The 21509-nt window shown below is 61.3% G+C and carries 25 protein-coding genes; 18 read left to right on the top strand and 7 right to left on the bottom strand.

What is annotated here, in order from left to right; genetic code table 11:
* Nucleotides 1-55 precede the first annotated feature (55 nt).
* From OVA07_RS07245 to OVA07_RS07165, 17 genes are all read left to right on the top strand, one after another.
* Nucleotides 56-1246 (top strand): phage portal protein, encoded by a 1191-nt coding sequence (locus tag OVA07_RS07245; RefSeq protein WP_268170790.1) that lies wholly within the window; start codon nt 56-58, stop codon nt 1244-1246.
* Entirely contained in the window at nt 1243-1551 is a 309-nt protein-coding gene (locus OVA07_RS07240) for a DUF6127 family protein (protein WP_268170789.1), read from the top strand. The genes OVA07_RS07245 and OVA07_RS07240 overlap by 4 nt, the downstream gene beginning before the upstream one ends.
* A complete protein-coding gene (locus tag OVA07_RS07235; protein ID WP_268170788.1) occupies nt 1548-2003 on the top strand; it encodes an HK97 family phage prohead protease in 456 nt (151 codons plus the stop codon). Before OVA07_RS07240 ends, OVA07_RS07235 begins: the two co-directional genes overlap by 4 nt.
* 82 nt (nt 2004-2085) lie before the next feature.
* Nucleotides 2086-3225 carry a phage major capsid protein gene (locus OVA07_RS07230; protein ID WP_268170787.1) on the top strand — a complete coding sequence of 380 codons (1140 nt, stop codon included), beginning with the start codon at nt 2086-2088 and terminating at the stop codon, nt 3223-3225.
* Between the two features lie 101 nt (nt 3226-3326).
* Nucleotides 3327-3878, top strand: a complete 552-nt coding sequence (locus OVA07_RS07225; RefSeq protein WP_268170786.1) for a head-tail connector protein — start codon at nt 3327-3329, stop codon at nt 3876-3878.
* Complete coding sequence (locus tag OVA07_RS07220) at nt 3875-4033, top strand: hypothetical protein (RefSeq protein WP_268170785.1); 159 nt, start codon at nt 3875-3877, stop codon at nt 4031-4033. The genes OVA07_RS07225 and OVA07_RS07220 overlap by 4 nt, the downstream gene beginning before the upstream one ends.
* 3 nt (nt 4034-4036) lie before the next feature.
* Entirely contained in the window at nt 4037-4432 is a 396-nt protein-coding gene (locus OVA07_RS07215; protein ID WP_268170784.1) for a DUF3168 domain-containing protein, read from the top strand.
* Nucleotides 4433-4463: 31 nt separating this feature from the next.
* Nucleotides 4464-4871: a phage major tail protein, TP901-1 family gene (locus tag OVA07_RS07210; protein ID WP_268170783.1), complete on the top strand. Its 408-nt coding sequence runs from the start codon at nt 4464-4466 to the stop codon at nt 4869-4871.
* Nucleotides 4871-5185 carry a gene transfer agent family protein gene (locus OVA07_RS07205; protein WP_268170782.1) on the top strand — a complete coding sequence of 105 codons (315 nt, stop codon included), beginning with the start codon at nt 4871-4873 and terminating at the stop codon, nt 5183-5185. The genes OVA07_RS07210 and OVA07_RS07205 overlap by 1 nt, the downstream gene beginning before the upstream one ends.
* Entirely contained in the window at nt 5182-5379 is a 198-nt protein-coding gene (locus OVA07_RS07200; RefSeq protein WP_268170781.1) for a phage tail assembly chaperone, read from the top strand. Before OVA07_RS07205 ends, OVA07_RS07200 begins: the two co-directional genes overlap by 4 nt.
* Nucleotides 5369-5947, top strand: coding sequence for a tail tape measure protein (locus tag OVA07_RS07195; protein ID WP_268170780.1), 579 nt, complete (start codon nt 5369-5371; stop codon nt 5945-5947). The genes OVA07_RS07200 and OVA07_RS07195 overlap by 11 nt, the downstream gene beginning before the upstream one ends.
* 18 nt (nt 5948-5965) lie before the next feature.
* Nucleotides 5966-8305 (top strand): DUF2460 domain-containing protein, encoded by a 2340-nt coding sequence (locus OVA07_RS07190; protein ID WP_268170779.1) that lies wholly within the window; start codon nt 5966-5968, stop codon nt 8303-8305.
* A complete protein-coding gene (locus tag OVA07_RS07185; RefSeq protein ID WP_268170778.1) occupies nt 8302-9123 on the top strand; it encodes a DUF2163 domain-containing protein in 822 nt (273 codons plus the stop codon). Before OVA07_RS07190 ends, OVA07_RS07185 begins: the two co-directional genes overlap by 4 nt.
* A gap of 194 nt (nt 9124-9317) precedes the next feature.
* The gene (locus OVA07_RS07180) at nt 9318-9515 is read left to right on the top strand and encodes a hypothetical protein (RefSeq protein ID WP_268170777.1); all 198 of its coding nucleotides are present in this window, start codon (nt 9318-9320) and stop codon (nt 9513-9515) included.
* Between the two features lie 5 nt (nt 9516-9520).
* Nucleotides 9521-11719, top strand: a complete 2199-nt coding sequence (locus OVA07_RS07175) for a phage tail protein (RefSeq protein ID WP_268170776.1) — start codon at nt 9521-9523, stop codon at nt 11717-11719.
* A gap of 24 nt (nt 11720-11743) precedes the next feature.
* A complete protein-coding gene (locus OVA07_RS07170) occupies nt 11744-12196 on the top strand; it encodes a DUF2793 domain-containing protein (protein ID WP_268170775.1) in 453 nt (150 codons plus the stop codon).
* A 199-nt stretch (nt 12197-12395) separates the two neighbouring features.
* Nucleotides 12396-13481, top strand: coding sequence for an OmpA family protein (locus tag OVA07_RS07165; RefSeq protein WP_268170774.1), 1086 nt, complete (start codon nt 12396-12398; stop codon nt 13479-13481).
* Between the two features lie 251 nt (nt 13482-13732).
* Here OVA07_RS07165 and OVA07_RS07160 read toward each other — a convergent pair whose 3' ends face one another.
* The 7 genes from OVA07_RS07160 to OVA07_RS19095 all read right to left on the bottom strand — a co-directional run bounded on the left by OVA07_RS07160 (nt 13733) and on the right by OVA07_RS19095 (nt 20756).
* Complete coding sequence (locus tag OVA07_RS07160) at nt 13733-15325, bottom strand: spinster family MFS transporter (RefSeq protein WP_268170773.1); 1593 nt, start codon at nt 15323-15325, stop codon at nt 13733-13735.
* Nucleotides 15297-16016 carry a 7-cyano-7-deazaguanine synthase QueC gene (gene queC, locus OVA07_RS07155; protein ID WP_268170772.1) on the bottom strand — a complete coding sequence of 240 codons (720 nt, stop codon included), beginning with the start codon at nt 16014-16016 and terminating at the stop codon, nt 15297-15299. The genes OVA07_RS07160 and queC overlap by 29 nt, the downstream gene beginning before the upstream one ends.
* Before the next feature lie 123 nt (nt 16017-16139).
* Complete coding sequence (locus OVA07_RS07150) at nt 16140-16574, bottom strand: DUF3617 domain-containing protein (protein ID WP_268170771.1); 435 nt, start codon at nt 16572-16574, stop codon at nt 16140-16142.
* Between the two features lie 141 nt (nt 16575-16715).
* Complete coding sequence (gene hslO / locus OVA07_RS07145) at nt 16716-17618, bottom strand: Hsp33 family molecular chaperone HslO (RefSeq protein WP_268170770.1); 903 nt, start codon at nt 17616-17618, stop codon at nt 16716-16718.
* A 22-nt stretch (nt 17619-17640) separates the two neighbouring features.
* Nucleotides 17641-18576 (bottom strand): ornithine carbamoyltransferase, encoded by a 936-nt coding sequence (gene argF, locus OVA07_RS07140; RefSeq protein WP_268170769.1) that lies wholly within the window; start codon nt 18574-18576, stop codon nt 17641-17643.
* Entirely contained in the window at nt 18573-19766 is a 1194-nt protein-coding gene (locus OVA07_RS07135; RefSeq protein ID WP_268170768.1) for an aspartate aminotransferase family protein, read from the bottom strand. The genes argF and OVA07_RS07135 overlap by 4 nt, the downstream gene beginning before the upstream one ends.
* A gap of 171 nt (nt 19767-19937) precedes the next feature.
* The gene (locus tag OVA07_RS19095; protein ID WP_326493111.1) at nt 19938-20756 is read right to left on the bottom strand and encodes a cold-shock protein; all 819 of its coding nucleotides are present in this window, start codon (nt 20754-20756) and stop codon (nt 19938-19940) included.
* 318 nt (nt 20757-21074) lie between these two features.
* On the opposite strand from OVA07_RS19095, the gene OVA07_RS07120 reads away from it, so the two are divergent.
* Nucleotides 21075-21509: a TIGR01244 family sulfur transferase gene (locus OVA07_RS07120; RefSeq protein ID WP_268170767.1), complete on the top strand. Its 435-nt coding sequence runs from the start codon at nt 21075-21077 to the stop codon at nt 21507-21509.

Genomic DNA, 21509 nt, shown 5'->3' with positions numbered 1-21509 from the left:
CCTCCCACAGGCGGGAGGGAAGCGACTTTGCAAATTATATCACGAAAGGGACATCATGTCGTTCTTTCAATCACTTGCCGCTGCCTTCAAGGGCGAGGCGGTGACGCCGCGCGTGCCATTGGGGCGCAGCTTTGTTTCGCCATGGATTGCCGCATCGGACTGGCAGGGCGGTGCCGCCCCTGAATTCAACCGGGGGCCGATCAACTATCCCGTGGCGATCCGCGAGGCCTATCTGAAAAACCCGGTGGCGCAGCGTGCGGTGCGACTGGTGGCCGAGGGCATTGGCAGCGCGCCGTTGCAAGCGTCCGATCCGGCGCTGACCGCACTGGTGAGCGAAACCAGCGCGGGCCAGCCTTTGCTGGAAACGCTGACCGCGCATCTGCTGCTGCATGGCAATGCCTATGTTCAGGTGCTGCGCGATGTAGATGGCGTGCCGGTGGAACTGTTCGCGCTGCGTCCCGAACGGGTGACGGTGATTCCCGATGCGAGCGGGTGGCCTGCGGCCTTTGCCTATAAGGTGGGCGAGAAAGCGTTGCGGATTGAGGCGCTGGACGATTTTGATCGGCCCAACCTGATCCACATCCGCTATTTCCACCCGGTTGATGACCATTATGGCGCGGGCTGTCTGGAAGCGGCGGAAGAGGCGGTGGCGATCCACAATGCGGCGGCGCGCTGGAACCGGTCCTTGCTGGAAAATGCGGCGCGGCCATCGGGCGCGTTGGTCTATGATCCAGGGGAGCTGGGGGCGGCGCTTTCGCCCGACCAGTTCGAGCGGATCAAGGCCGAACTGACGGCGGCCTATTCCGGCATGGGCAATGCCGGCCGTCCCATGCTGCTGGAAGGCGGGCTGCGCTGGCAGAGCCTTGCGCTGAGCCCCGCCGACATGGATTTTGCCACGCTGAAGGCGGCAGCCGCGCGCGACATTGCGCTGGCGTTTGGTGTGCCGCCGATGCTGCTGGGCATTCCGGGCGACAATACTTACGCCAATTACCGCGAGGCCAACCGCGCGCTGTGGCGGCTGACGCTGTTGCCGGTGGCGGGCAAGATCCTGGATGCGCTGAGTGAAGGACTTAGCCCCTGGTTTACGGGTGCTGCCTTGCGGGTAGACATGGACCGCGTGCCCGCACTGGCCGAGGACCGCGAGCGCATGTGGGCGCAAGTGGCGGGTGCCGATTTCCTGTCAGCCGATGAAAAGCGCGCGATGCTGGGCATCGGCGGTCAATTTGGCGCACAGGTGCAGCCATGAACCGCGAGGACATGCTGGCGCGGCTGATTGCGCAGGCCGAAGCCGAGGGTAGCGATCTGGTGACCCTGCGCGCGGTGGTGGAGGAAGCATCAGACCTGGGCGCGGCGCGGGCGCTGGCACGGATGGGGCTGGCGGACGCCGATGCCCATTCAGACCTTGCCGAACTGCGCCAGCTTTTGGGTGCGTGGCGCGATGCCAAGGCGAGCGCGTGGAAAGCCGCCGTCCACTGGGTGGTGCGCGCGGCACTGGCCCTGTTGCTGCTGGGAATCGCGGTGCGGTTCGGTTCGGGAGATCTGGTGCGATGACCGCAAATTTGACCAAGACTGGACATGCACCACTGCGCTTTGCCGGATACGCCGCCATTTTTGGCAAGCGCGACAGCGGCGGTGACACGATTCTGCCCGGCGCATTCCGCGCCAGTCTGGACCATCGCTTGACCGAAGGACTGCGTCTGCCGCTGTTGTGGCAGCACCGTCCGGAACAGCAAATTGGCTGGATCGACGTGGTGGGTGAAGATGCGCGGGGACTGCGCGTGGTCGCATCAGTGACCGCAACAGATTCCGCAGCAGCGCGAGCGCTGAACGATGGCGCGGTGGACGGGCTTTCGTTCGGCTATCGTGTAAAACAAGGCCGCGCGCTGCCCGACGGACGTGAATTGCACGATCTGGACATCATGGAAGTGAGCCTTGTGACCCGGCCCATGCAACCGCTGGCGCGGGTTCACTATGTCGAGAACGCGGGCGCCGACGCCGCCTGATCCTGTTTCTTTTCAAAGCCGAATACCCCCATGGCCGCCCCATGGGGTGGCCTTTTTTCATGCAGAAAGGACGTTGTGCCCCATGGATATCGAAACCAAATCTGACGCACTGACCGGTTCGTTCGACATTGTTGATCGCCAGGAAGCGCAGGACGCCGCGCTCGCCGCGCTGCGTAGCGATGTGGAAGAAGTGAAGGGCCGTCTGGACAAGGTAAGCCGCGCCGCCGCCCGCCCGATGCTGGGTGGTGCGGCAAGCGTGTCTGGCCCGGAAATGAAGGGTTTTGTCGACGGTTATCTGCGCAACGGCCGCGAAACCGAACTGAAATCGCTTTCGGGCGTGGTGGCTGCGGATGGCGGTTATGCCGTGCCGCAGGAAATCGACACGATGATTGCCCGCCGTCTGGTGGAAATCAGCCCGATCCGCGCGGTGGCCAATGTGGTGCAGACCGGTAGCGCTGACTTTCGTCGCCTGATCTCGACCGGTGGCACGGCTTCGGGCTGGGTCAGCGAAACCGGGGCGCGCCCTGAAACAGCAAGCCCCAAGCTGGCCGAAATTGCCCCGCCGACCGGTGAGCTTTACGCCAACCCTTCGGCCACGCAGGCCATGCTGGATGATGCCGCATTCGATCTGGAAGGCTGGCTGGCGAACGAAATCGCCACCGAATTTGCGCGGGCTGAAGGGGCGGCTTTCATCAACGGCACGGGCATCAACCAGCCGATGGGCTTTCTTTCCGCAACCCGCAGCATTGCAAGCGACGCCGCGCGCGCCTTTGGCAGCTTGCAGTTCATCGGTTCAGGCAATTCCAACGGCTTTGACAGCGCGCCCGAAGCCAAGCTGATCGATCTGGTATGCCAGATGAAAGCCCCACTGCGTCAGGGCGCAGTGTGGGTGATGAATTCGACCACACTGGCGTCTGTCCGCAAGTTCAAGACCGCAGATGGTGCGTTTCTGTGGCAGCCCGGTATGATCGACGGCCAGCCCGACCGTCTGCTGGGCTATCCGGTGATCGAAGCCGAAGACATGCCCGACGTGGCAGCCAGCAATTGCCCGATCGCGTTCGGCAACTTCAAGGCTGGTTACCTTATTGCCGAACGCCGCCAGACCACGATCCTGCGCGATCCTTATACCAACAAGCCATTTGTGCAGTTCTATGCCACTCGCCGTATCGGCGGGCAGGTGATGGACAGCGACGCGATCAAGCTGCTGAAGATCGAGGCCTGATCGGGCTGATCTGACGCGCTGAGCGCGCGCGGCTGCGGCGGTGCCCCCCCTCTTGTGGCTGCCGCAGCCGCCCCTTTTCCATTCAATGACCGGAGATTGCCATGATGCGGGCAATTATCGCACCGCCTGCCTTGTCTTCGGCGGCGATTACCGAACTGAAGGCCTGGCTGGGCGTAACCCGGTCAACCGAAGATGCCGAACTGACCATGCTGATCCGCGCCGGGCTGGAAACCTGCGAAGGCTTTACCGGCACGATGCCGCTGCAATCAGGCTGCGAGCAAGTGCTGAGGGCAGACGGTGAATGGCAGGTGCTGGCGGCAAGCCCAGTGCAAGCGATCACCAGCCTGGCAGCGCTGGACCTGAACGGACAGCGGACTGCGCTGGCTGCGGGGGCGTATGAATTCGACATCGACGCCAACGGGCACGGCCGGGTGCGGCTGACACGACCGATTGATCAGGCGCGGGTGGTCGTCGTCTTTTCAGCCGGTATGGCCGCAAACTGGGAAGCGCTACCGGATGCGATCCGCCACGGCATTCTGCGGCTGGCTGCGCACCAGCACCGCGCCCGCGACGACGAGCGCAAGGCCGACGCGATGCCGCCTGCGGTGGTAGCCGCACTGTGGCGGCCATGGCGGCGGATGCGGATCGCATGATCGCGGCCAACGCCCCGACCGGAGAACTGGCAGCGCGGTTGACGCAGAAAGCGCAAGCGCTGGCCACGGCCCGCGCGGTGATGATGTCGCGGCGCCTGGATGCCCGGCGCTGGCGCAAGGCGAGCCTGCTGTGGCCGCTGTTCGGTGAGGAGTAACCGATGGAAATTCCCTTTCGCGCGGTTCTGCTGAACTGGCTGGCGAGCGATGCCGTGCTGTCCGCTTCGCTGAACGCAGTGGTCGAAGAAGCGCCATTGCGCGCCGCCCTGCCGTGGCTGGCGCTGACCACCAGCGCCAGCACCAATTGGAGCACCAAGACGCTGCCGGGACGCGAGATTCGCGTGGCGCTGGAGTTGAACTTCCGCAGCGACGACCCGCTGGGCGGCGCGGCGCTGGTGGCGGCGATCGAGACGAGGGTGGAAAGCCTGCCCGACGATCAGCCGCTGGCCGGTTTTCGCGTGGTCAGTCTTAGCCTGCTGCGCGCGCGCGCCGAGCAACGCGGCGAAACGCGGCGTGTGGTGGTGCTGGAATACCGGGCGCGCGTTCTAGCCGCCTGAAAAATCCCCATTCTTTCAAGGAGAACCTATCATGGCAGCCCAGAAGGGAAGCGCATTCCTGCTGAAGATCAGCGATGGCGCGGCAACGCCGACTTACAACACCGTGGCTGGCCTGCGCACCACGCAGATGTCGATCAACGGCGAAGCGGTGGTCATTACCAGCAAGGATTCGGGCGGCTGGCGCGAACTGCTTTCGGGCGCGGGCACGCGGTCGGTTACGGTTAGCGCGGCGGGAATTTTCCTGGGCAGCGCATCGGAAATTCAGGTGCGCGGCAATGCGATGGCCGGGACCATTGCAGATTATGAGCTGTCGTTTGAAGGCGGCGAGAAGATGCACGGACGCTTTTTGGTGCAGCGGCTGGATTATTCCGGCGATTTCAATGGTGAGCGCAATTACACGATGACGCTGGAAAGCTCTGGCGTCGTGGTGCAAGCGTAATGACGGGAGCTGCCAATCCCCATCGCGGGGAAACTGTGCTGTTGCTGGCGGGACAGCCGCTGGTGCTGCGCCCGACCTTTGGCGCGCTGGTGGCCGCCGAAGAGGAGTTGGGACCGCTGTTCGCGCTGGTTGAACGGGCAAGCGCGGGGCAGATGCGGCTGATCGAGATGGTGGCGCTGTTCTGGCACTGTCTGCGCGAGCGCAACGGGCTGGAGCGTGCGGACTTTGCCGATGCTGTGGCGCGCGAAGGCCTTGCCGCCTGCACGCCGACGTTGCGCGCGCTGATCGTGCAGGTGCTGAAAGGCGGCGGATGAGCGGGCGGATTGGCACGGCGGCGGCACGGCTTTCAGGACAGGCCGCGCTGCTGCTGGGCTGGATGCCCGACACGTTCTGGGCGGCGACGCCCGAAGAACTGGCTACAGTGCTTTCCGCCATGCGGCAAGGCGACAGTGAAAGCATCGATCGCAGCACAATCGACAGGATGATGGAGCAGGACCGTGGTGGATGAACTCGACACGCTGATGATCGACGTGCGCGCCAACACATCGGGGTTTACCGCCGATGTCGCGCAGATGCGGGGAAGTTTCGATTCCATCTTGGTGGATGGCTTCGGCCGAGCGGGCGACACGCTGGAGCGTGGGCTGCTAGGTGCGATCCGGCGGGGATCGCTGGGCTTTGAGGACTTGCGCAGGGTGGCGCTGAACGTGTTGGGCGATATTGCGGCACAGGCAGTGCAGGCCGGGCTGGGATCGATTGCCAGCGGCGCAGGAGCGGGCGGCACGACAAGCGGTGTGCTGGGACTTGGCAGCCTGATCGGTTCGATCTTTGGCCTGCCGGGACGAGCCACGGGCGGGCCGGTGGCACCGGGGCGCGGTTATTTGGTGGGCGAGCGCGGGCCGGAACTGTTCGTCCCGACATCGGCGGGGCGCGTAGAGCCTTCGGCAGGTGGCAGAGGGCGGGACGTGAACGTGTCAATCCGCATCGTCAGCCCGCAAGGCAGCAGCCAGCCCGAAAGCCTGCGCCGATCAGGCAAACAGGTCGCGCAGGCCGTGCGCCGGGCACTGAACGACTTCTGATTTATCGGAGAACCTGACATGGGTCACTGGCTCGCCACGCGCCGCACGGTGCAGCACACCGACACGATCCAGCGGTTTGATCCGCGCTTTTGGACGGTGAATTTCCCGCGCCCGGCCATGGCGTCCGTGGTGACGACCGCGCCCGACGCGCTGCGGGTGGATGCGGTGTTCCAGAAGGCAGACGATCTGATCGGGCTGATCTGGGAAACCGAAGACAAGTGGGACCACCCGCTGCTCGCCTATGAAACGAAGGCGGATTATTCGCGGCTGACGCTTTCATTCCGGTGGCGGTCATCGGGTGTGCTGCCGCTGGATGCGGTAAACGGACCGACGCTGACCATCGAAGGACGCGATGCGGCGGGCAACCCACGTGCATGGTATGTGCGATTGTGGAATTACTGCACCGGCACGGCCAGCGATGCGCAAGTGACGCTGCCGTTTTCGAGGCTGAACGGGGGTTTCCTGCTGCCGTCAGAGGCCGATCCAGTTTACCCTGCGGACATCGACCGGGTGTTCATTTCGCTGGTCCCGCCAGACTTTGCACCGGGAGATGCCACACCGTTTACGACAGCGCAGACCGGGTGGGTGGAATTGAGCGATGTGCGCTGCGAGGGGCACCGGCCGATGCTGGAAATCGGCGATGTTATGGTCCCGCCGCATGGGCTTTCGATTTGCACCGGGTATGACGATGCCTATAACCTGACCCCTGCCCGCATACTGCGTGAAGCACGCGGACTGGGGTATCGTGGCAGCATCACCCACTACATCGGGATGAGTCATTTCTTTCCGCTGGCGCCCGATGGCGTCGGAGGGTTCATGGTCAATCCCGCATTGCCTGCGATGAACGTAGCCGCACGAGCATGGCACGAAGGGTTCTTCGGGCATGCCCGTGCGCTGGGCTTTAGCGTGATTGCATCGCAATCCTATGAGGTGCTGGCACAGCATTGCCCTGCTGCATGGCAGCAGCGCGGGGAGAATGGTGAGGCCGCCCGGACCGGATGGTCACCGCCATCGGCACTGCTGTCGCCCGCGCATGGTGAGGCGATGGCATGGGTGCGCAAGGTGGGTGTGGCATTGGTGGACATGTTGCACCAAGCGGACCTGCCCGTGCGCCATCAAGTTGGTGAGCCGTGGTGGTGGGTGACGCAGGACCGCCGCATCTGCATATATGATGATGCGGCCAAGGCTGCTTTCGGCGGTAATCCGGTAAGCATTCCCGATTTGGGGGCAAGCCTGAACGCTGCGCAGAAAAATCTGCTGGATGCAGCAGGCGCGCTTTTGGCGCAGTCCACAGCTGATCTGGCGGCGGCAGTCAAGGCGGCGGCTGGCCCCGCTGGGGCGGAAACGCTGCTGCTGGCGTTCCTGCCGACGGTGCTTGATCCGGCGACTCCCGAAGCGCACCGGGCCAACCTGCCAAACGGCTGGGCTTCGCCCGCGTTCGACGTACTGCAGCTTGAAGATTATGACTGGGTGACCACTGGCAAGGATGCGCTGCGCAAGGCAGGCCGAGCTTTTGCCGAAGCCAGGCTAAGCTATCCACGCGACAGGCAGCACTACCTTTCAGGTTTCGTGCTGAATGCCACCGATGCGCCCGCTGAGTGGGCGCGGATTGATGCAGCCGCAAGTGATGCTGTGGCGCTGGGTGTGGCGGAAACCTTTATCTGGGCCTTGCCGCAGGTTTCGCGCGACGGATTTGTGCGATTGCCCACCAATGGCGGAGACGAAAAGATGCAATCCTTTGACGATGTGCTGTTCCCGCTGTCGTTGGGCCGCGATGCTTCGGTAACACCGGAGTTTTCGACCAATGTGACGATTACAGCATCGGGTTTCGAGCGCCGTAACAGCTTGTGGTCGGATGCGCGGCTGCGTTTTGATGTTGGACCGGGCGTGCGATCCGAAGCGGAACTGGGCGAACTGATCGGCTTTTTCCGCGCCCGGCGCGGTCAGGCAAGGGGCTTCAGACTGCGCGATCCGTCCGACTTCAGCTCAAACGGCATGACCGGAACACCAACCCCGCTGGACCAAGTGATCGGAACGGGCGACGGGGCCAACGCCCGCTTCGCCCTGACCAAGCATTATGGCGAGGATAGCGAGGCACAGCGCAGGCGGATTACGCGGCCCCGCACGGAATCGCTGCGGATAAGCGTGGATGGCGTGGAAACAGGCGATTTCACGCTAGAGCCGCTGGGCTTCATCGCGCTGGATGTGGCCCCTGCACCGGGCGCGCTTGTGCGTGCAGGCTTTGTGTTCGACGTACCGGTGCGCTTTGCCGAGGACCGGTTGGACATTTCCGGCGCCGAATTTGCCGCTGGCGAAGCGCCAAGTGTGCCGCTGATCGAACTGCGAGAGGATGCATGAGCCGGGTCTGGTTTGGCACTGCGCTGGAGACAGTGGCGGTGTGGTGGCGAATTGAGCGGCGAGACGGCGTGGCTCTGGGGTTTACCAGCCATGATCGCGACCTGATTTTCGCAGGCCTGCGCCATCGCACGGCACCGGGCATGGTGCCATCGGCGGTGCGGCGAACCGGCACGTTCGAGGCCGATACGGCAGAAATTGCCGGTGCCTTGGCGCATGATGCGATTGGCGAGGCCGATCTGGTTGCGGGGCGTTTCGACGGCGCATCGGTAACGATGGGACTGGTCGACTGGCAAACACTGGAAAACGAAACGCTGTTTGCAGGGACTATTGGTTCAGTCGGTCGGGAAGGCGAGAATTTCTCAGCCGATCTGGAATCAATAAAGCAGGCTTTGGCGAGACAGGTGGTGCCACGCACATCGCCCACATGTCGCGCAGAGTTCTGCGGCGAAGGCTGCACGTTGTCAGCCGCCCGCTTTTCGCACGAGATTGTCATTGCGGATATATCGGAGGATCGACAGTCGGTTCTGGTTAGCGGCATGGCCAGCCAGCCAAACGCGGAATTCGGCTGGATACGCGCGGCGGATGGACCGGACGTCGGGATGATGCTGCGGGTCCATGCCGTGGAAAGTGGCTGGATGGTGCTGGAGCGCGCGTTATCCGAAGGCATGGCCGCCGGAATGCGGGCGATACTTCGCGAAGGCTGCGACCACACGCTGGCGACTTGTTCGGCACGCTTTGCCAATGCCGTGAACTTTCAGGGTGAACCATTTCTGCCCGGAAACGATCTGCTTACCCGCTATCCTTCGGCACAGGGATGATCCCTGCATTGACCGAGGCCGCTATGAGCCTCGTCGGGACGCCATTCCGCCTGCATGGACGCAATGTGACAACCGGGCTGGATTGCGTGGGGTTGGTTGCAGAGGCGTTGCGCAGAGCGGGGCATCCTGCATCCACTCCGGAAGGTTACTCACTACGATCCATCGATACAGCGCGGTGGTTGCGTCATGCTGAAATGAGCCATCTTGTTCCTGTCGGGCAGGCTGGCGACATCGTGCTGTGCCGAACCAACCCCTTGCAACCGCACCTTCTGGTTTCAGTGGTGGATGGCTTTGTCCACGCCCATGCCAGCCTTGGCAAGGTAACGCATCTGCAAGGGTCACTGCCCTGGCCGATCATGATGCAATGGCGACTTTCTTCAAAGGAGTCCTGAAGCTTATGGCTACGCTCATCCTTTCAGCCGTGGGCACGGTGTTTGGCGGACCGCTGGGCGGCGCAATCGGCGCGCTGATTGGCCGTCAGGTTGATTCTGCCGTGATCGGCAACCGCAAAATCAACGGGCCGCGCCTGAAGGAGCTTTCCGTCCAGACTTCCAGCTATGGTTCGGCCCTGCCGCTGCACTTTGGCCGCATTCGCGCATCAGGCAGCGTGATCTGGGCGACCGAACTGATGGAGCACAGCGAGAAATCCGGCGGCGGTAAAGGGCGTCCGTCAGTGACATCGTATAGTTACACCGCGTCGTTCGCAGTGGCAGTCGGCAGCCGCCCCATTATCGGGATCGGGCGGATATGGGCCGACGGCAATCTTTTGCGCGGGGAAGCCGGCGATCTCAAAGTAGGCGGCAAATTGCGCGTTCACACCGGGCATGGCGATCAGGCCCCGGATATCCTGCTTTCGCAGGCTGAAGGGGCGGCTGTGAATCCCGCGTACCGCAATCTGGCCTATGTCGTGTTCGAAGACTTGGAACTGGCAGAATTCGGCAACCGCCTGCCTTCGCTAACGTTCGAAATTATTGCTGATGAGCAGTCGGTAACAATCGCCGACATCGCCGCCGCGCTGGTGCCGGATGCGCAAACCTCTGATCTCGACAGCACGGCGCTTTCAGGCTTCACGGTGGACCAAGGTTCTGCTGGCGACGTTCTTGCAACGATTGCCGAGATGACACCGCTGGTCTGCATCGGAGCCGACGAACTCATCCGATTTACACCGGCAGAACCTGCCCCTTCAAGCCTGCCCCCCATGCTTCCTGCCCCAACGGCCGGAGGTGATGGCGCGGAGGATGCGCGGGCAGACGGTTGGTCGCGCAGGCGCGATGCCCTACCCACTGCGCGTCAGTGTGCGGTGAGGTATTATGACGTCGCGCGCGATTATCAGCCCGGCATGCAACGCAGCATCGGTCGCAGCGGGCCGGGCGATGTGGTCACGATTGAAATGCCGGTAGCCATGACAGCACTGGAGGCAAGGGCACTGGCTGATCGGGCCGCACGGCGTTCAACTCTGGCACGCGACACGTTGCGCTACCGAATCGCTGAGATTGACGCACGCTTTGCACCCGGTGCGATTGTACGCACGCCCGTGACGGCAGGAACATGGCGTATCGAGCAGTGGGAATGGCAGGCCGACGGTGTGATGCTGGATCTGGCGTCGGTTCCGGTATCATCACCCGCCTTCAACGCGGCTGACTCCGGACGATCGAATCAGGTGGCCGATGTGGTTGCAGTACCGACCGCACTCTATGCATTTGAACTGCCGTGGAGCGGTGACGGCGATGGCGCGACACCTGCGCTGCGAGTGGCAGCGACAGCGGCAAGTTCCGCATGGAAAGGGGCTGCGCTTTATGCCGAACAAGCCGATGGCGCGATGTATTCGCTGGCAGCAACCGGACGGACCCGAAGTATTGCCGGAAAGGCTCTGACTGCATTGGCTCAGGCAAGCCCCCTGCTGCTGGATCTTGCGAACACGGTGGATATCGAACTGGCAGCAGAGGATTTTGCCCTCAACAGCGCAACCTGGGCGCAGTTGATGCAAGGCGCGAACAAGGCCTTACTAGGAGAAGAAATCGTGCAATTCGCCCGTTCCGAACACTTGGGAGGCCGCAGTTGGCGCCTTTCTGCACTCCTGCGCGGAAGGGGCGGGACTGAACATGCGGTTACTGGACACCTGCTGCACGAATCGTTCGTTTTGCTCGACGAAACACCGTTGACCATAGCCCCCTCCGTTGCAGGCGACGCAGCGAATATTCAAATCGTGGCCATCGGGTTGGGAGACGCCACCCCGGTATCAAGCGCGATCACGAATGCAGGGATCACGCTGCGCCCGCTTTCGGCAGTTCATGGCAAAGCCGCGTTCAACCCCGACGGATCGCTATTTTTGCGGTGGACCCGCCGGTCCCGCGGGGCTTGGAAATGGCCTGACGAGGTGGATACACCGCTGAACGAAAACGAAGAACGCTGGCAGATCGAATTCGGCAGCAATGACAGCATGTTCCGCTATTGGCAGACTACCACCGCACGGCTCGATCTTTCCGCTGCTGCGGCGGCAGAACTGATGAACCAGCCCGGTGAGAACAGCTTCAGGGTGAGGCAAATCGGACGCGAATCGAGATCATTGCCCCTGACCATCGCGATGCCCGTCTGACCGCTTAACATGAAAGGGTATTCAATGCCTGATTCGCTGAACTTCGCCTCATCAACGCCACGTCAGGGTCTGCCGTTGCTGTTTACAGGACAGTCGCAAAAGGAAGTCACCGTCAACGAGGCGCTTCTAACCATCGACCTGTTGTTGGGCGCAGCTATTGAAGGTGTGGTTCCTGTGCCACCCCTTGCACCACCTGTCGGCCAGATGTGGCTGGTCGGCGGCGGAGCGAGCGGCGCGTTTGCCGGCCGGGAGGACTGCATTGCCGCGTGGACCGAAGGCGGCTGGCGCTTTATTCAGCCCTCAGCAGGACTGCGTATTCATGACAAGGCATCCGCTGCCCAACAGATTTTCGATGGTTCTTGGAAGCTTGGCAATGCACCATCCGCCCCCAGCGGTGGCAGTGTTGTCGACAGCGAAGCCCGGGCCTGCATCGTTTCTCTCATGCAGGCGCTGAAGACTGCCTGCATAATTTCCTAGATTTGAGGGAACCAACCGGACCTATCCGCATTTGACGGGTACATGAGGGCGTAATCGGCTGACAAAGTGCTTTATGTGGCGAACCCAGTTCGTTGCATTTAGGCAACACATCGGTTCGTTTGACCGCTTGCATGACCACTTTGGAACCGGTAGACAGCCTGCACGACGTGGCATGATGTCGCTAAAAGGGGAAACTATAATGCGGAAACTGGTCCTGGGCGTCGCCCTGGCCTCGACTGCCATGGCATCGCCTGCGCTGGCGCGCGATGATTCCTGGTATGTTGAAGCTGATGCTGGCGCAATGCTGGTTGAAGACATGGAAAACCTGCTCGGATCGAACCAGAATGGTGTCCTTGACACCAAGACCGGTTATGATTTCGGCGGTATTGTCGGTTATGACTTCGGCGGCTTCCGCCTTGAAAGCGAAGTCAGCTATCGCCGTGCAGAAGAAAAGGCGTTTGACGCCGTGACCGTCAACTACGGCGACGCCCGCGTTGGCGGCGGCGCCGAAGCTCTGAGCTTCATGGTCAATGGCCTTCTCGACTTCGGTCCCGATGACGGCCTGCAGGGCTTTGTCGGCGGTGGTGTTGGCGTAAGCCGCGCCAAGGTTGCCGTACTCATCCCGAACGCAGCAACCAGCCTGGTTGATTCGGACACCGGATTTGCATGGCAGGCGCTTGCCGGCGTTCGTGCACCTCTGAGCAACTCGATCGACGTCGGCCTCAAGTACCGGTTCTTCAACCAGGATCACATCGATCTGGTGAACAACTCTGGTACCAACGCCCGCACGCGCTTCCGTTCGCACTCGTTGCTCGGCACGCTGACCTACAACTTCGGTGGCGCTGAACCGGTTGAGGAAGCTGCACCGCCGCCTCCGCCGCCCCCCCCGCCCCCGCCGCCTCCGCCGCCTCCGCCGCCTCCGCCGGCACCGGTTTGCAACAAGGGTCCGTACATCGTGTTCTTCGACTGGGATAAGTCGGACATCACGCCCGAAGCGGCTACCATCCTTGACAATGCGGTCACCGCATATGGCAACTGCGCTAGCGTTCCGATCATGCTGGCAGGTTATGCCGACCGTTCGGGCACGGCAAAGTACAACCAGGGTCTGTCGGAACGTCGTAACACGTCGGTCCGTTCGTACCTGAACACGCACGGTATTCCGGACGGCTCGATCACGAGCCAGGCATTCGGTGAAAACAACCCGCGCGTACCGACTTCGGACGGTGTTCGCGAACTCCAGAACCGTCGCGTGGAAATCACCTACGGTCCGGGTTCGGGCATGTAATCATCGGCAATTGCCGAAGGTTTGAGAAGGGGCCGGAGCAATCCGGCCCCTTTTTCGTTGCGCGCCAATCAGGCCGGGCAACTCATATCAAAGGTGAGCGTTGTTGGCCGCAGTCGTAGTGATGCAAGTGCAGGCAGAGACACCGCTCTTTCCAAATGTCACCACGATAGGCCAGCCGTAGATCCCGTTGGAAGGAAGCTGCAGAAGAATGAGCCATCTGGCAGGTGGCGCTCACTCCTGCACTTCATGCCTCAGAGAGCTTCTCCTGCTGCTTTCGCGCGGATTTCACGTTCAGCCTGCGCCTTTGGAACCGTGCGGATCGCAACGAACAAAAGGAGCAGGCCTATCGGCACGGACACCAAAGTCGACAAGACTCCGAGGGACAGGTTGTCATTGTTGGTTGCCGAAACATAGCCTGCCATAAACGGGCCAAGCGCAAGTCCCACAAGGGTTGTGGCAAGGAAGAAAGTCGCCGTTGCCGTCCCGCGCATTCGCGGCAGGACTAGTAACTGGCTTGTCGCAGCAGCACCACCCAAAGCACTGCTCGACATTACCTGCGCAAAAAACGAATAGATCACGAAAGCTGTAAACGTGTCTGCGCGGTATGCTGCAACAAGCGGGATGATCGGAGCAATCAGGCCAAAGAGTGTGACATAGAGCCGCCCTGATGCAGTTCGCGCATGGAGTGCATCAGCAACTCGGCCACCGATGATAACGCCAAGAAACCCCGCAAGAGCGCCCGGCGCGCCAATAAACCAGCCCAATTCACCCTTGGCTATGCCAAACACCCGCTCTGCATAAGGTGCAGCCCAATAGGATGAGGCGTAGGAGGTAAAAGCCACCATGCCGTAGCCAAGCGTGGTGCAGATGAATGCAGGAGAGGCCCATATCAGGCGGAATGTCGGCAAATCGTGTGCTTTCAGGGCCGTGGCCCAACTGAAGACGGCATAGACACCAACTCCAACGAATATCCACTGCTGCTGCGTAGCTGTACCCAGAAAGGCGGAAAGCCCAATTACGACGCATACGATCAGTGCTGCAAAAGCAATGTTGATAACCAGTGCGCCAGCACCGCGCCTTGCTACCCCCAGCAATGTAAGCGGGGGAATGACGTTCAGCAGTTCGGCCGCAAAGCCCTTGAACGGCTGGGGTGACCCCAGCGTCACCATTCCATCAATCGCCCCCCGGACAGGCTCCCGGATGGTTGCGACCCAAAGGGCCAGAAGAACGCCCGGCGCGCCCACTGCCATAAAGGCAGCTTGCCAACCGACAAGTCCGAAAGGCCCGCCTGCAGGATAGGCCGCATTCCATTCCTCGACGATCAGCCCGCCGACCAGCAACGAAAGTCCGCCGCCAAGAAACAGACCGGACGAATAGATCGCCAGCGCCGTTGCGCGCAATCGCTGCGGGAAATAGTCGGAGATCAGGGAGTAGGCAGCTGGGCTTGCCGTTGCTTCACCAACTCCCACCCCGATACGGGCAATCGTCAGTTGTGTGCCGGTGCGGGAGAAGCCTGAAATGGCGGTCATTACAGACCACAGGGTCAAACCGATGCTCATGAGCCGGACGCGGTGCCAGCTATCTGCCAAACGCCCCAGCGGTATACCGAAAAGCGAGTAGAACACTGCAAATGCGGTTCCGTAGAGGAACCCAAGATCGGCATCGGTTAGCGAAAGATCCCTTTTGATATCATTGGCAAGAATCGAAAGAATCTGCCGGTCGACAAAATTCAGGACATACACAAGAACGAGAATACCGAGGACATACCAGCTATATGCGGTTGCCTCGCCGTTGTGGGGTTCTGGCGCTTGGTTTTCAGCCGCCGCCGTACCGGGTTCCGTCATTCAGGCCTGCCTCTTCAAATCCTGCGCGCCTGAGACGACAACTGTCGCACACACCGCAGGCTCTCCCATCCGACAAGGGATCGTAGCAAGACCAGCTTTGGCCTGCTTCAAGCCCCAGGCGCGCAGCTTCACGCGCAATTTCCGATTTCTTCATGTGCTGCAGAGGGGCGTGAACCTTTACCGTCCCGCCTTCACTCCCAACTTTCGTCGCAATCCGCGCAAGCGATTCAAAACCAGAAACGAATTCTGGACGACAATCGGGATAGCCCGAATAATCGAGCGCATTCACCCCGATAAAAAGATCGTTCGAACCCGCAGCTTCGGCCCATGCCAATGCAAGCGACAGAAACACCAGATTTCTCGCGGGGACATAAGTAACTGGAATATCGTCGCCCACGCCGTCCTTCGGGACTGCGATATCATCGGTCAGCGCCGAACCGCCAAACTGGCGAAGATCAAGCGGCAGGATCACATGGCGATCCACCCCCAGCCGCTGCGCAATTATGCGGGCAGCTTCCAGTTCAACCCGATGCCGCTGATTGTAGTCAATCGTCAGCGCCAGAACACGGAAACCCTGCTCTTGCGCCAGACCTGCGCAAACCATCGAATCCAGTCCTCCGGAAAGGAGAACGACGGCGAGCGGGGCGACAGTGGCGGGCGATTGCGCCAGAGGTGACGTGTTTTCAGGCATTGCCAATGGGCTAGCGATGCGAACGCGACGATGCAATGGTTTCGAACGTAACTGGGGTTCCAAACGTAACTGGGATTTGCAACTCGGCCGGAAATACTGGCCGACCTCCCCCGTTCGGTCCGCTCAACGCATGCACGTTCCAATACGGCGTGCTTCAGCCACGAAATTGAACGGCAGGCCCCCGTCAATCCCTTGCGTTTCGATCTGAACCAAGCGGGCATTTTCGAAGCGCAAGCTGGTACGGCCATAACCGTTGGCCGGACAGGAATATTGCACTGTCACCGCACCCGGCTTGTCTTCAATAACAAAACGCTGGCACGCCTCGCGCGGGTGGCGAATCTGGATAAGTTTGCGGCCGCTATCGACACAGAGTTTGATCGCAGCAGTAGCGCTATCTCTTGGCTGGATTTCCCAAAGGCCCGGCTCAAGCCGGTCAAGCATTCCAAGGGATGGACCCTGCGCCAGCCCCGCGGCCGTTATCAAGCCAAGGCCTGCGCAAAGCCCGCCGCCTGTTGCACGGGCCAATATCCCGAACTGCCGCTTTGCAACCTTCATCATCCGGACCTTTGCACCCTTGGGCTGTCTATTCAGTGCCCAAACTCACAGGACGCGGATATACCACCGCTGCCGCCGCGCCGAAAAGAGCCACAGCAGCGCCGAGATGTGAAATCTATTGTTAGAATTGCCCCAAAACTGAATTTACGGCAGGTCGATAGCGAAATCACGCGAACAGAAGGCGCAATCGACCACGACCAAGCCATCGTCATTTTTCATGCCATCAATATCTGCCGCGGCAAACCGGCTAAGAACATCGCGGTAATAATCCGCCGTACAGCGGCATCCGCGAGTCAGCATTGCACCTGGCTCAGCGCGAATTTCCCGCTCTTCGTGGAACAGCCGCCAGACCACACTTTCCAGATCCAGTTGCGGGTCGACCAGTTCATCATCGCTGATTGATCCGGCCAATGTCGAAACATGTTCCCATTCAGGATGATCCAGCCGAGCATGCAGTCGTTCGCGCCCATCCTCTCCATCGGGGAGGTGCTGCACCAGTAACCCGCCCGCCACACACCCCTTGGACGAATGGCTGACACCCACGCGGATCAGTGTAGGCACCTGCTCGGACTGGAAGAAATAGCTTTGACACGCTTCAGCAAGTGAACCGCCCTCCAGTGGCACCACACCCTGATAACGCTGGCCCGTGGCGACAAGATCGAACGTGATTGCGAGATAGCCTTCACCGAACAGCGCAAACAACGACGGCGCAGGCCCTAATTCATCAAGCCGCGCCCGATCATGCCGCACATAGCCGCGCAGTTCACCGTTGCGATAATCGCAAACGAGCAAATCAACCACGCCGTCCTGCGTCTGTGCTTGCAGGGTAAGCTGGCCGTCTTTGTCCTTTAACAAGGCGCCCAGCAAAGCCGTGACAACCAACGCCTCTGCCAGAATCTGGCGGATCGGTGCGGGATAGCTGTGTGCGGATAGGATTGTGTCAAGAACAGGCCCCAGCCGCACCGCACGCCCTCGAGCATCGCGGTCGGGCAAGGTAAAATGCAACACCCGGTCAAAGCCAGTCGACGGCTGGGTCTGTTCACTCATCACAATAGTCCCCGATCAAACGTCAGATCTGACCAAAGGCCCAGCGCAAGACCGACTTCTGCGCATGGATGCGGTTCTCGGCCTCGTCCCATACGACCGAGCATGGTCCGTCGATAACCGAGTCAGTCACTTCTTCCCCACGGTGTGCGGGCAGGCAGTGCAGAAACAACACATCGGCTTTGGCTTGCGCCATCAGAGCTTCATTGACCCGATATGGCTCCATTGCAGCAAGTTTGGCTTCCGCATGGGCTTGCCCCATCGAAATCCAGGTGTCGGTCACCACCACGTCGGCACCGCGAACAGCCTCCGCCGGGTCACGCACGATCCGCACATTGGCCCCGCCCAGCTTTGCCGCCTCGACGAACGCCGCATCCGATTCATAACCTTCGGGTACGCCAATACGGACGTTGAACTTCATCAGGCCAGCCGCCTCGACAATCGAGTTCAGCACGTTGTTGCCATCACCCAGCCACGCCACCTCCAGCCCTGGCAGCGCCTTGCCATGCTCGATCACGGTCAATAGATCAGCCATGATCTGGCAGGGGTGCGAAAGGTCGGTCAGGCCGTTGATGACCGGGACGGTAGCATAACGCGCCAGTTCTTCGACCTTGGCATGATCGTCGGTCCGCAGCATGATGGCATCGGCCATCCGGCTTAGAACACGTGCGGTATCGGCAATCGTCTCGCCACGGCCAAGCTGGGTCGTGCCCGCATCAAGGATCAACGCCGAACCGCCAAGCTGGCGCATCGCCACATCGAACGAAACGCGCGTGCGGGTGGAGTTCTTTTCGAACACCATGGCCAGCACATGCCCCGCCAACGGCGCGTCGGCATCCGGCGCCCCCTTGGGCAGGGCGGCGCGCGCCGCCTTGCGGTCCATCGCATCATTCAACATGGCAGCGACAGCATCGCCGCCCGCATCTGCCAGATTCAGGAAATGCCGGTTCTTCGTTGTCATGCTGTTGGCGCCTCCGGCGCATAGCTTGCGGCAGCGGCAGACAGCCGCTCCATGAATTCATCGATATGGCTGTCGTCGATCACCAACGGCGGCAACACGCGCACCGTGTTGTCGCCAGCCGAAACGGTCAGCACCTGATGGTTGTCACGCATATGTGTCACGAACGGACGCGGCTCAACCTTCATCATGATGCCAAGCATCAATCCACGCCCGCGCACACCGATGAACAGATCGGGGTAGTTGCCGATGAACTGTTCAATCCGGCCACGCAGCCGCTCGCCCTTGGCGCGCACGTCGGCGAGAAACGCCTCGTTGGCCACCACATCCAGCACCGCCTCGCCTGCAGCCATGGCCAGCGGATTGCCGCCATACGTGCTGCCATGCGTGCCCGCTACCATGCCGCGCGCAGCCTTTTCCGTGGCAAGGCATGCGCCCATCGGGAAGCCCCCCCCGATACCCTTGGCCGTGGCCATCACATCCGGGATCACGCCGTATTGTTCATAGGCATAAAGCGTGCCCGCCCGTGCCACGCCGCACTGCACTTCATCGAAGATCAGCACGAGATCGAGTTCGTCACACAGCGCGCGCAGACCCTTGATGAATTCATCCGAACCGTCACGGATGCCGCCTTCACCCTGAATAGGTTCAACCAGGAAACCTGCGGTGTTTGGCCCGATCGCCGCCTTCGCGCCTTCAAGATCGTCGAAGTCGACATACTTGAAGCCTTCCAGCAACGGTAGAAAGCCCTTGTGCATCTTTTCCTGATTGGACGCGCTGATCGTCGCCATCGTCCGGCCGTGAAAAGCGTTCTTGAAAGTAATCAGCTCATACTTGTGATCGTTGCCGACAGCGGAATGATAGGCACGAGCAGTCTTGATCGCGCACTCCACCGCTTCTGCACCGGAATTGGTGAAGAACACCGTGTCTGCAAAAGTAAGGTCCACCAGGCGCTGCGCCAGATGTTCACCTTGCGGGCTGCCATACAGATTCGACACATGCATCAGCGTGGCTGCCTGCTTCTGGATCGCGCCAATCAGATGTTCGTGCGAATGGCCCAGCAGGTTCACCGCAATGCCGCTGGCGAAATCCAGATAGCGCGTCCCATCTTCGGAAATCAGGTGGCAATGTTCACCGCGCACCGGTCGCACGCCGCACCGGGGGTATACGGGCATGAGCGGGGTGATCGACATTGGCATTCTCCTGTTCATTCACGAATGGTCCCGGTAGCGCACGAACGACATGCTGGCCGGATGGAAAAAGGGGAATCGGAAACGACAAATGGCGGCCCCAAAAGGACCGCCATCTGTGCGCATATGTGTTGCAGACCGCCGGCTAGATCACCGGAAGTAATGCAATCGGGATCAACCCTGAATCGGCACCAGGTTGACCGCCGAGTGCTTGCCTCGTCGATCGACTTCAAGGTCGAATTCAAGCTTGTCGCCTTCGTTCAGTTCCCGCAGGCCCGAACGCTCAACCGCGCTGATGTGCACGAATGCGTCCGGCTGGCCGTCATCACGAGTGATGAAGCCAAAGCCCTTCATTGCGTTGAAGAACTTGACCGTGCCCGTGGCCTTTTCACCGGTCAGTTCGCGCTGCGGCGAAGCAGGTTTTGCAGCAACGGCGATCACGTCGCCAACAACCTGCAGGTCAGCGGCAGAAATCTTGCCACCGCGATCCACAAGGTTAAATTCAAGCTGCTGACCTTCGGCCAGACCTTCAAGGCCAGCACGTTCAACCGCGCTGATGTGGACGAACACGTCTTCGCCGCCATCTTCACGCTGGATGAAGCCGAAGCCCTTCTGGCCGTTGAAGAACTTTACGACGCCCTTACCGGTTCCGACAACCTGGGCAGGCATACCGCCGCCACCGCCGCCGCCACGGGGACCGCCGAAGCCGCCACCGCCGCCGCCGCGCGGACCACCAAAGCCGCCGCCACCGCCGCCGCCGAAGCCACCACGGTCACCGCCGCCGAAGCCGCCGCGATCGCCGCCACCGAAGCCGCCACGGTCACCGCCGCCGAAGCCGCCGCGACCACCGCCACCGCCGTAGCCACCACCGCCAAAGCCGCCGCCGAAACCGCCGCCGCCGCCATTGCCACCGTAGGGGTCAAAACCACCTTCGTCGCCGAAACCGTCGCGCTTGTCGCGTCCGCGACCCCGCCGCCCTCTGTCAAAACCCATAAACTTCAATAGACCTTCAATCCGCCCCAGCCTTCACGCCACCTCTGGCCGGACACGGAAGACCAGCGGCGCGACGAAAGAATCAGCCCTGCCCGTGCGGGGCGCGCGTATTCCTTTGCGGGCAGGACTATAGACAAAAAAAAGACGAGCGCGAACGGAATCGTCAACATCCCCGCAATTAGGCCGAATATCTGTGACTTTTGTGCCGATTTCAGGACAGAGCGTGCAACTGCTCCTGCCGGAACCGTGCGGCCTTGCCCCTTGGACAGGCATTGGGCACAAGCGGGCACGCTTTCAGCAGACAGGACTCACCCCAGAATGTTCCGCAAGATCGACGACAAGACTTATGCCAGCCCGCAAATCTCGCTGGCCGAGGTCGCCTATGCCAAGGCGCTGGGCATCGGCCTGATCGTGAATAACCGGCCCGAAGGGGAATCCGACGATCAGACGCCGGGACCAGATATCGAGGCCGCGGCCCGCGATGCCGGCATAGCCTATGTCGCAATCCCGGTGACACACGCCGGGTTCTCGATGGCGCAAGTGGAAGCCATGCAGAAAGCGCTGGAACAGGCTGGTGATGCACCGGTTCTGGCCTACTGCCGCTCAGGCACACGCTCGACCCTGCTATGGGCGCTGACCCAGGCAAAAGCGGGCCTCGCTCCAGACCAGATTGCCGAAAAGGCTGCAGGCGCAGGGTATGACATCGCCCCCATCCGCGCCACGGTCGACATGCTGGCAGCGCAAGCAAGCTGA

It is taken from the genome of Novosphingobium sp. SL115 (assembly GCF_026672515.1).
In the GTDB taxonomy this organism is placed as follows: domain Bacteria; phylum Pseudomonadota; class Alphaproteobacteria; order Sphingomonadales; family Sphingomonadaceae; genus Novosphingobium.
This window is presented reverse-complemented; position numbering and strand designations above follow the sequence as displayed.

Bases quoted from the DNA above. Each gene is read 5' to 3' on its own strand.
- OVA07_RS07245 (WP_268170790.1), top strand. From the start codon at position 56: ATGTCGTTCTTTCAATCACTTGCCGCTGCCTTCAAGGGCGAGGCGGTG.
- OVA07_RS07240 (WP_268170789.1), top strand. From the start codon at position 1,243: ATGAACCGCGAGGACATGCTGGCGCGGCTGATTGCGCAGGCCGAAGCC.
- OVA07_RS07235 (WP_268170788.1), top strand. From the start codon at position 1,548: ATGACCGCAAATTTGACCAAGACTGGACATGCACCACTGCGCTTTGCC.
- OVA07_RS07230 (WP_268170787.1), top strand. From the start codon at position 2,086: ATGGATATCGAAACCAAATCTGACGCACTGACCGGTTCGTTCGACATT.
- OVA07_RS07225 (WP_268170786.1), top strand. From the start codon at position 3,327: ATGATGCGGGCAATTATCGCACCGCCTGCCTTGTCTTCGGCGGCGATT.
- OVA07_RS07220 (WP_268170785.1), top strand. From the start codon at position 3,875: ATGATCGCGGCCAACGCCCCGACCGGAGAACTGGCAGCGCGGTTGACG.
- OVA07_RS07215 (WP_268170784.1), top strand. From the start codon at position 4,037: ATGGAAATTCCCTTTCGCGCGGTTCTGCTGAACTGGCTGGCGAGCGAT.
- OVA07_RS07210 (WP_268170783.1), top strand. From the start codon at position 4,464: ATGGCAGCCCAGAAGGGAAGCGCATTCCTGCTGAAGATCAGCGATGGC.
- OVA07_RS07205 (WP_268170782.1), top strand. From the start codon at position 4,871: ATGACGGGAGCTGCCAATCCCCATCGCGGGGAAACTGTGCTGTTGCTG.
- OVA07_RS07200 (WP_268170781.1), top strand. From the start codon at position 5,182: ATGAGCGGGCGGATTGGCACGGCGGCGGCACGGCTTTCAGGACAGGCC.
- OVA07_RS07190 (WP_268170779.1), top strand. From the start codon at position 5,966: ATGGGTCACTGGCTCGCCACGCGCCGCACGGTGCAGCACACCGACACG.
- OVA07_RS07185 (WP_268170778.1), top strand. From the start codon at position 8,302: ATGAGCCGGGTCTGGTTTGGCACTGCGCTGGAGACAGTGGCGGTGTGG.
- OVA07_RS07180 (WP_268170777.1), top strand. From the start codon at position 9,318: ATGAGCCATCTTGTTCCTGTCGGGCAGGCTGGCGACATCGTGCTGTGC.
- OVA07_RS07175 (WP_268170776.1), top strand. From the start codon at position 9,521: ATGGCTACGCTCATCCTTTCAGCCGTGGGCACGGTGTTTGGCGGACCG.
- OVA07_RS07170 (WP_268170775.1), top strand. From the start codon at position 11,744: ATGCCTGATTCGCTGAACTTCGCCTCATCAACGCCACGTCAGGGTCTG.
- OVA07_RS07165 (WP_268170774.1), top strand. From the start codon at position 12,396: ATGCGGAAACTGGTCCTGGGCGTCGCCCTGGCCTCGACTGCCATGGCA.
- OVA07_RS07160 (WP_268170773.1), bottom strand. From the start codon at position 15,325: ATGACGGAACCCGGTACGGCGGCGGCTGAAAACCAAGCGCCAGAACCC.
- queC (WP_268170772.1), bottom strand. From the start codon at position 16,016: ATGCCTGAAAACACGTCACCTCTGGCGCAATCGCCCGCCACTGTCGCC.
- OVA07_RS07150 (WP_268170771.1), bottom strand. From the start codon at position 16,574: ATGATGAAGGTTGCAAAGCGGCAGTTCGGGATATTGGCCCGTGCAACA.
- hslO (WP_268170770.1), bottom strand. From the start codon at position 17,618: ATGAGTGAACAGACCCAGCCGTCGACTGGCTTTGACCGGGTGTTGCAT.
- argF (WP_268170769.1), bottom strand. From the start codon at position 18,576: ATGACAACGAAGAACCGGCATTTCCTGAATCTGGCAGATGCGGGCGGC.
- OVA07_RS07135 (WP_268170768.1), bottom strand. From the start codon at position 19,766: ATGTCGATCACCCCGCTCATGCCCGTATACCCCCGGTGCGGCGTGCGA.
- OVA07_RS19095 (WP_326493111.1), bottom strand. From the start codon at position 20,756: ATGGGTTTTGACAGAGGGCGGCGGGGTCGCGGACGCGACAAGCGCGAC.
- OVA07_RS07120 (WP_268170767.1), top strand. From the start codon at position 21,075: ATGTTCCGCAAGATCGACGACAAGACTTATGCCAGCCCGCAAATCTCG.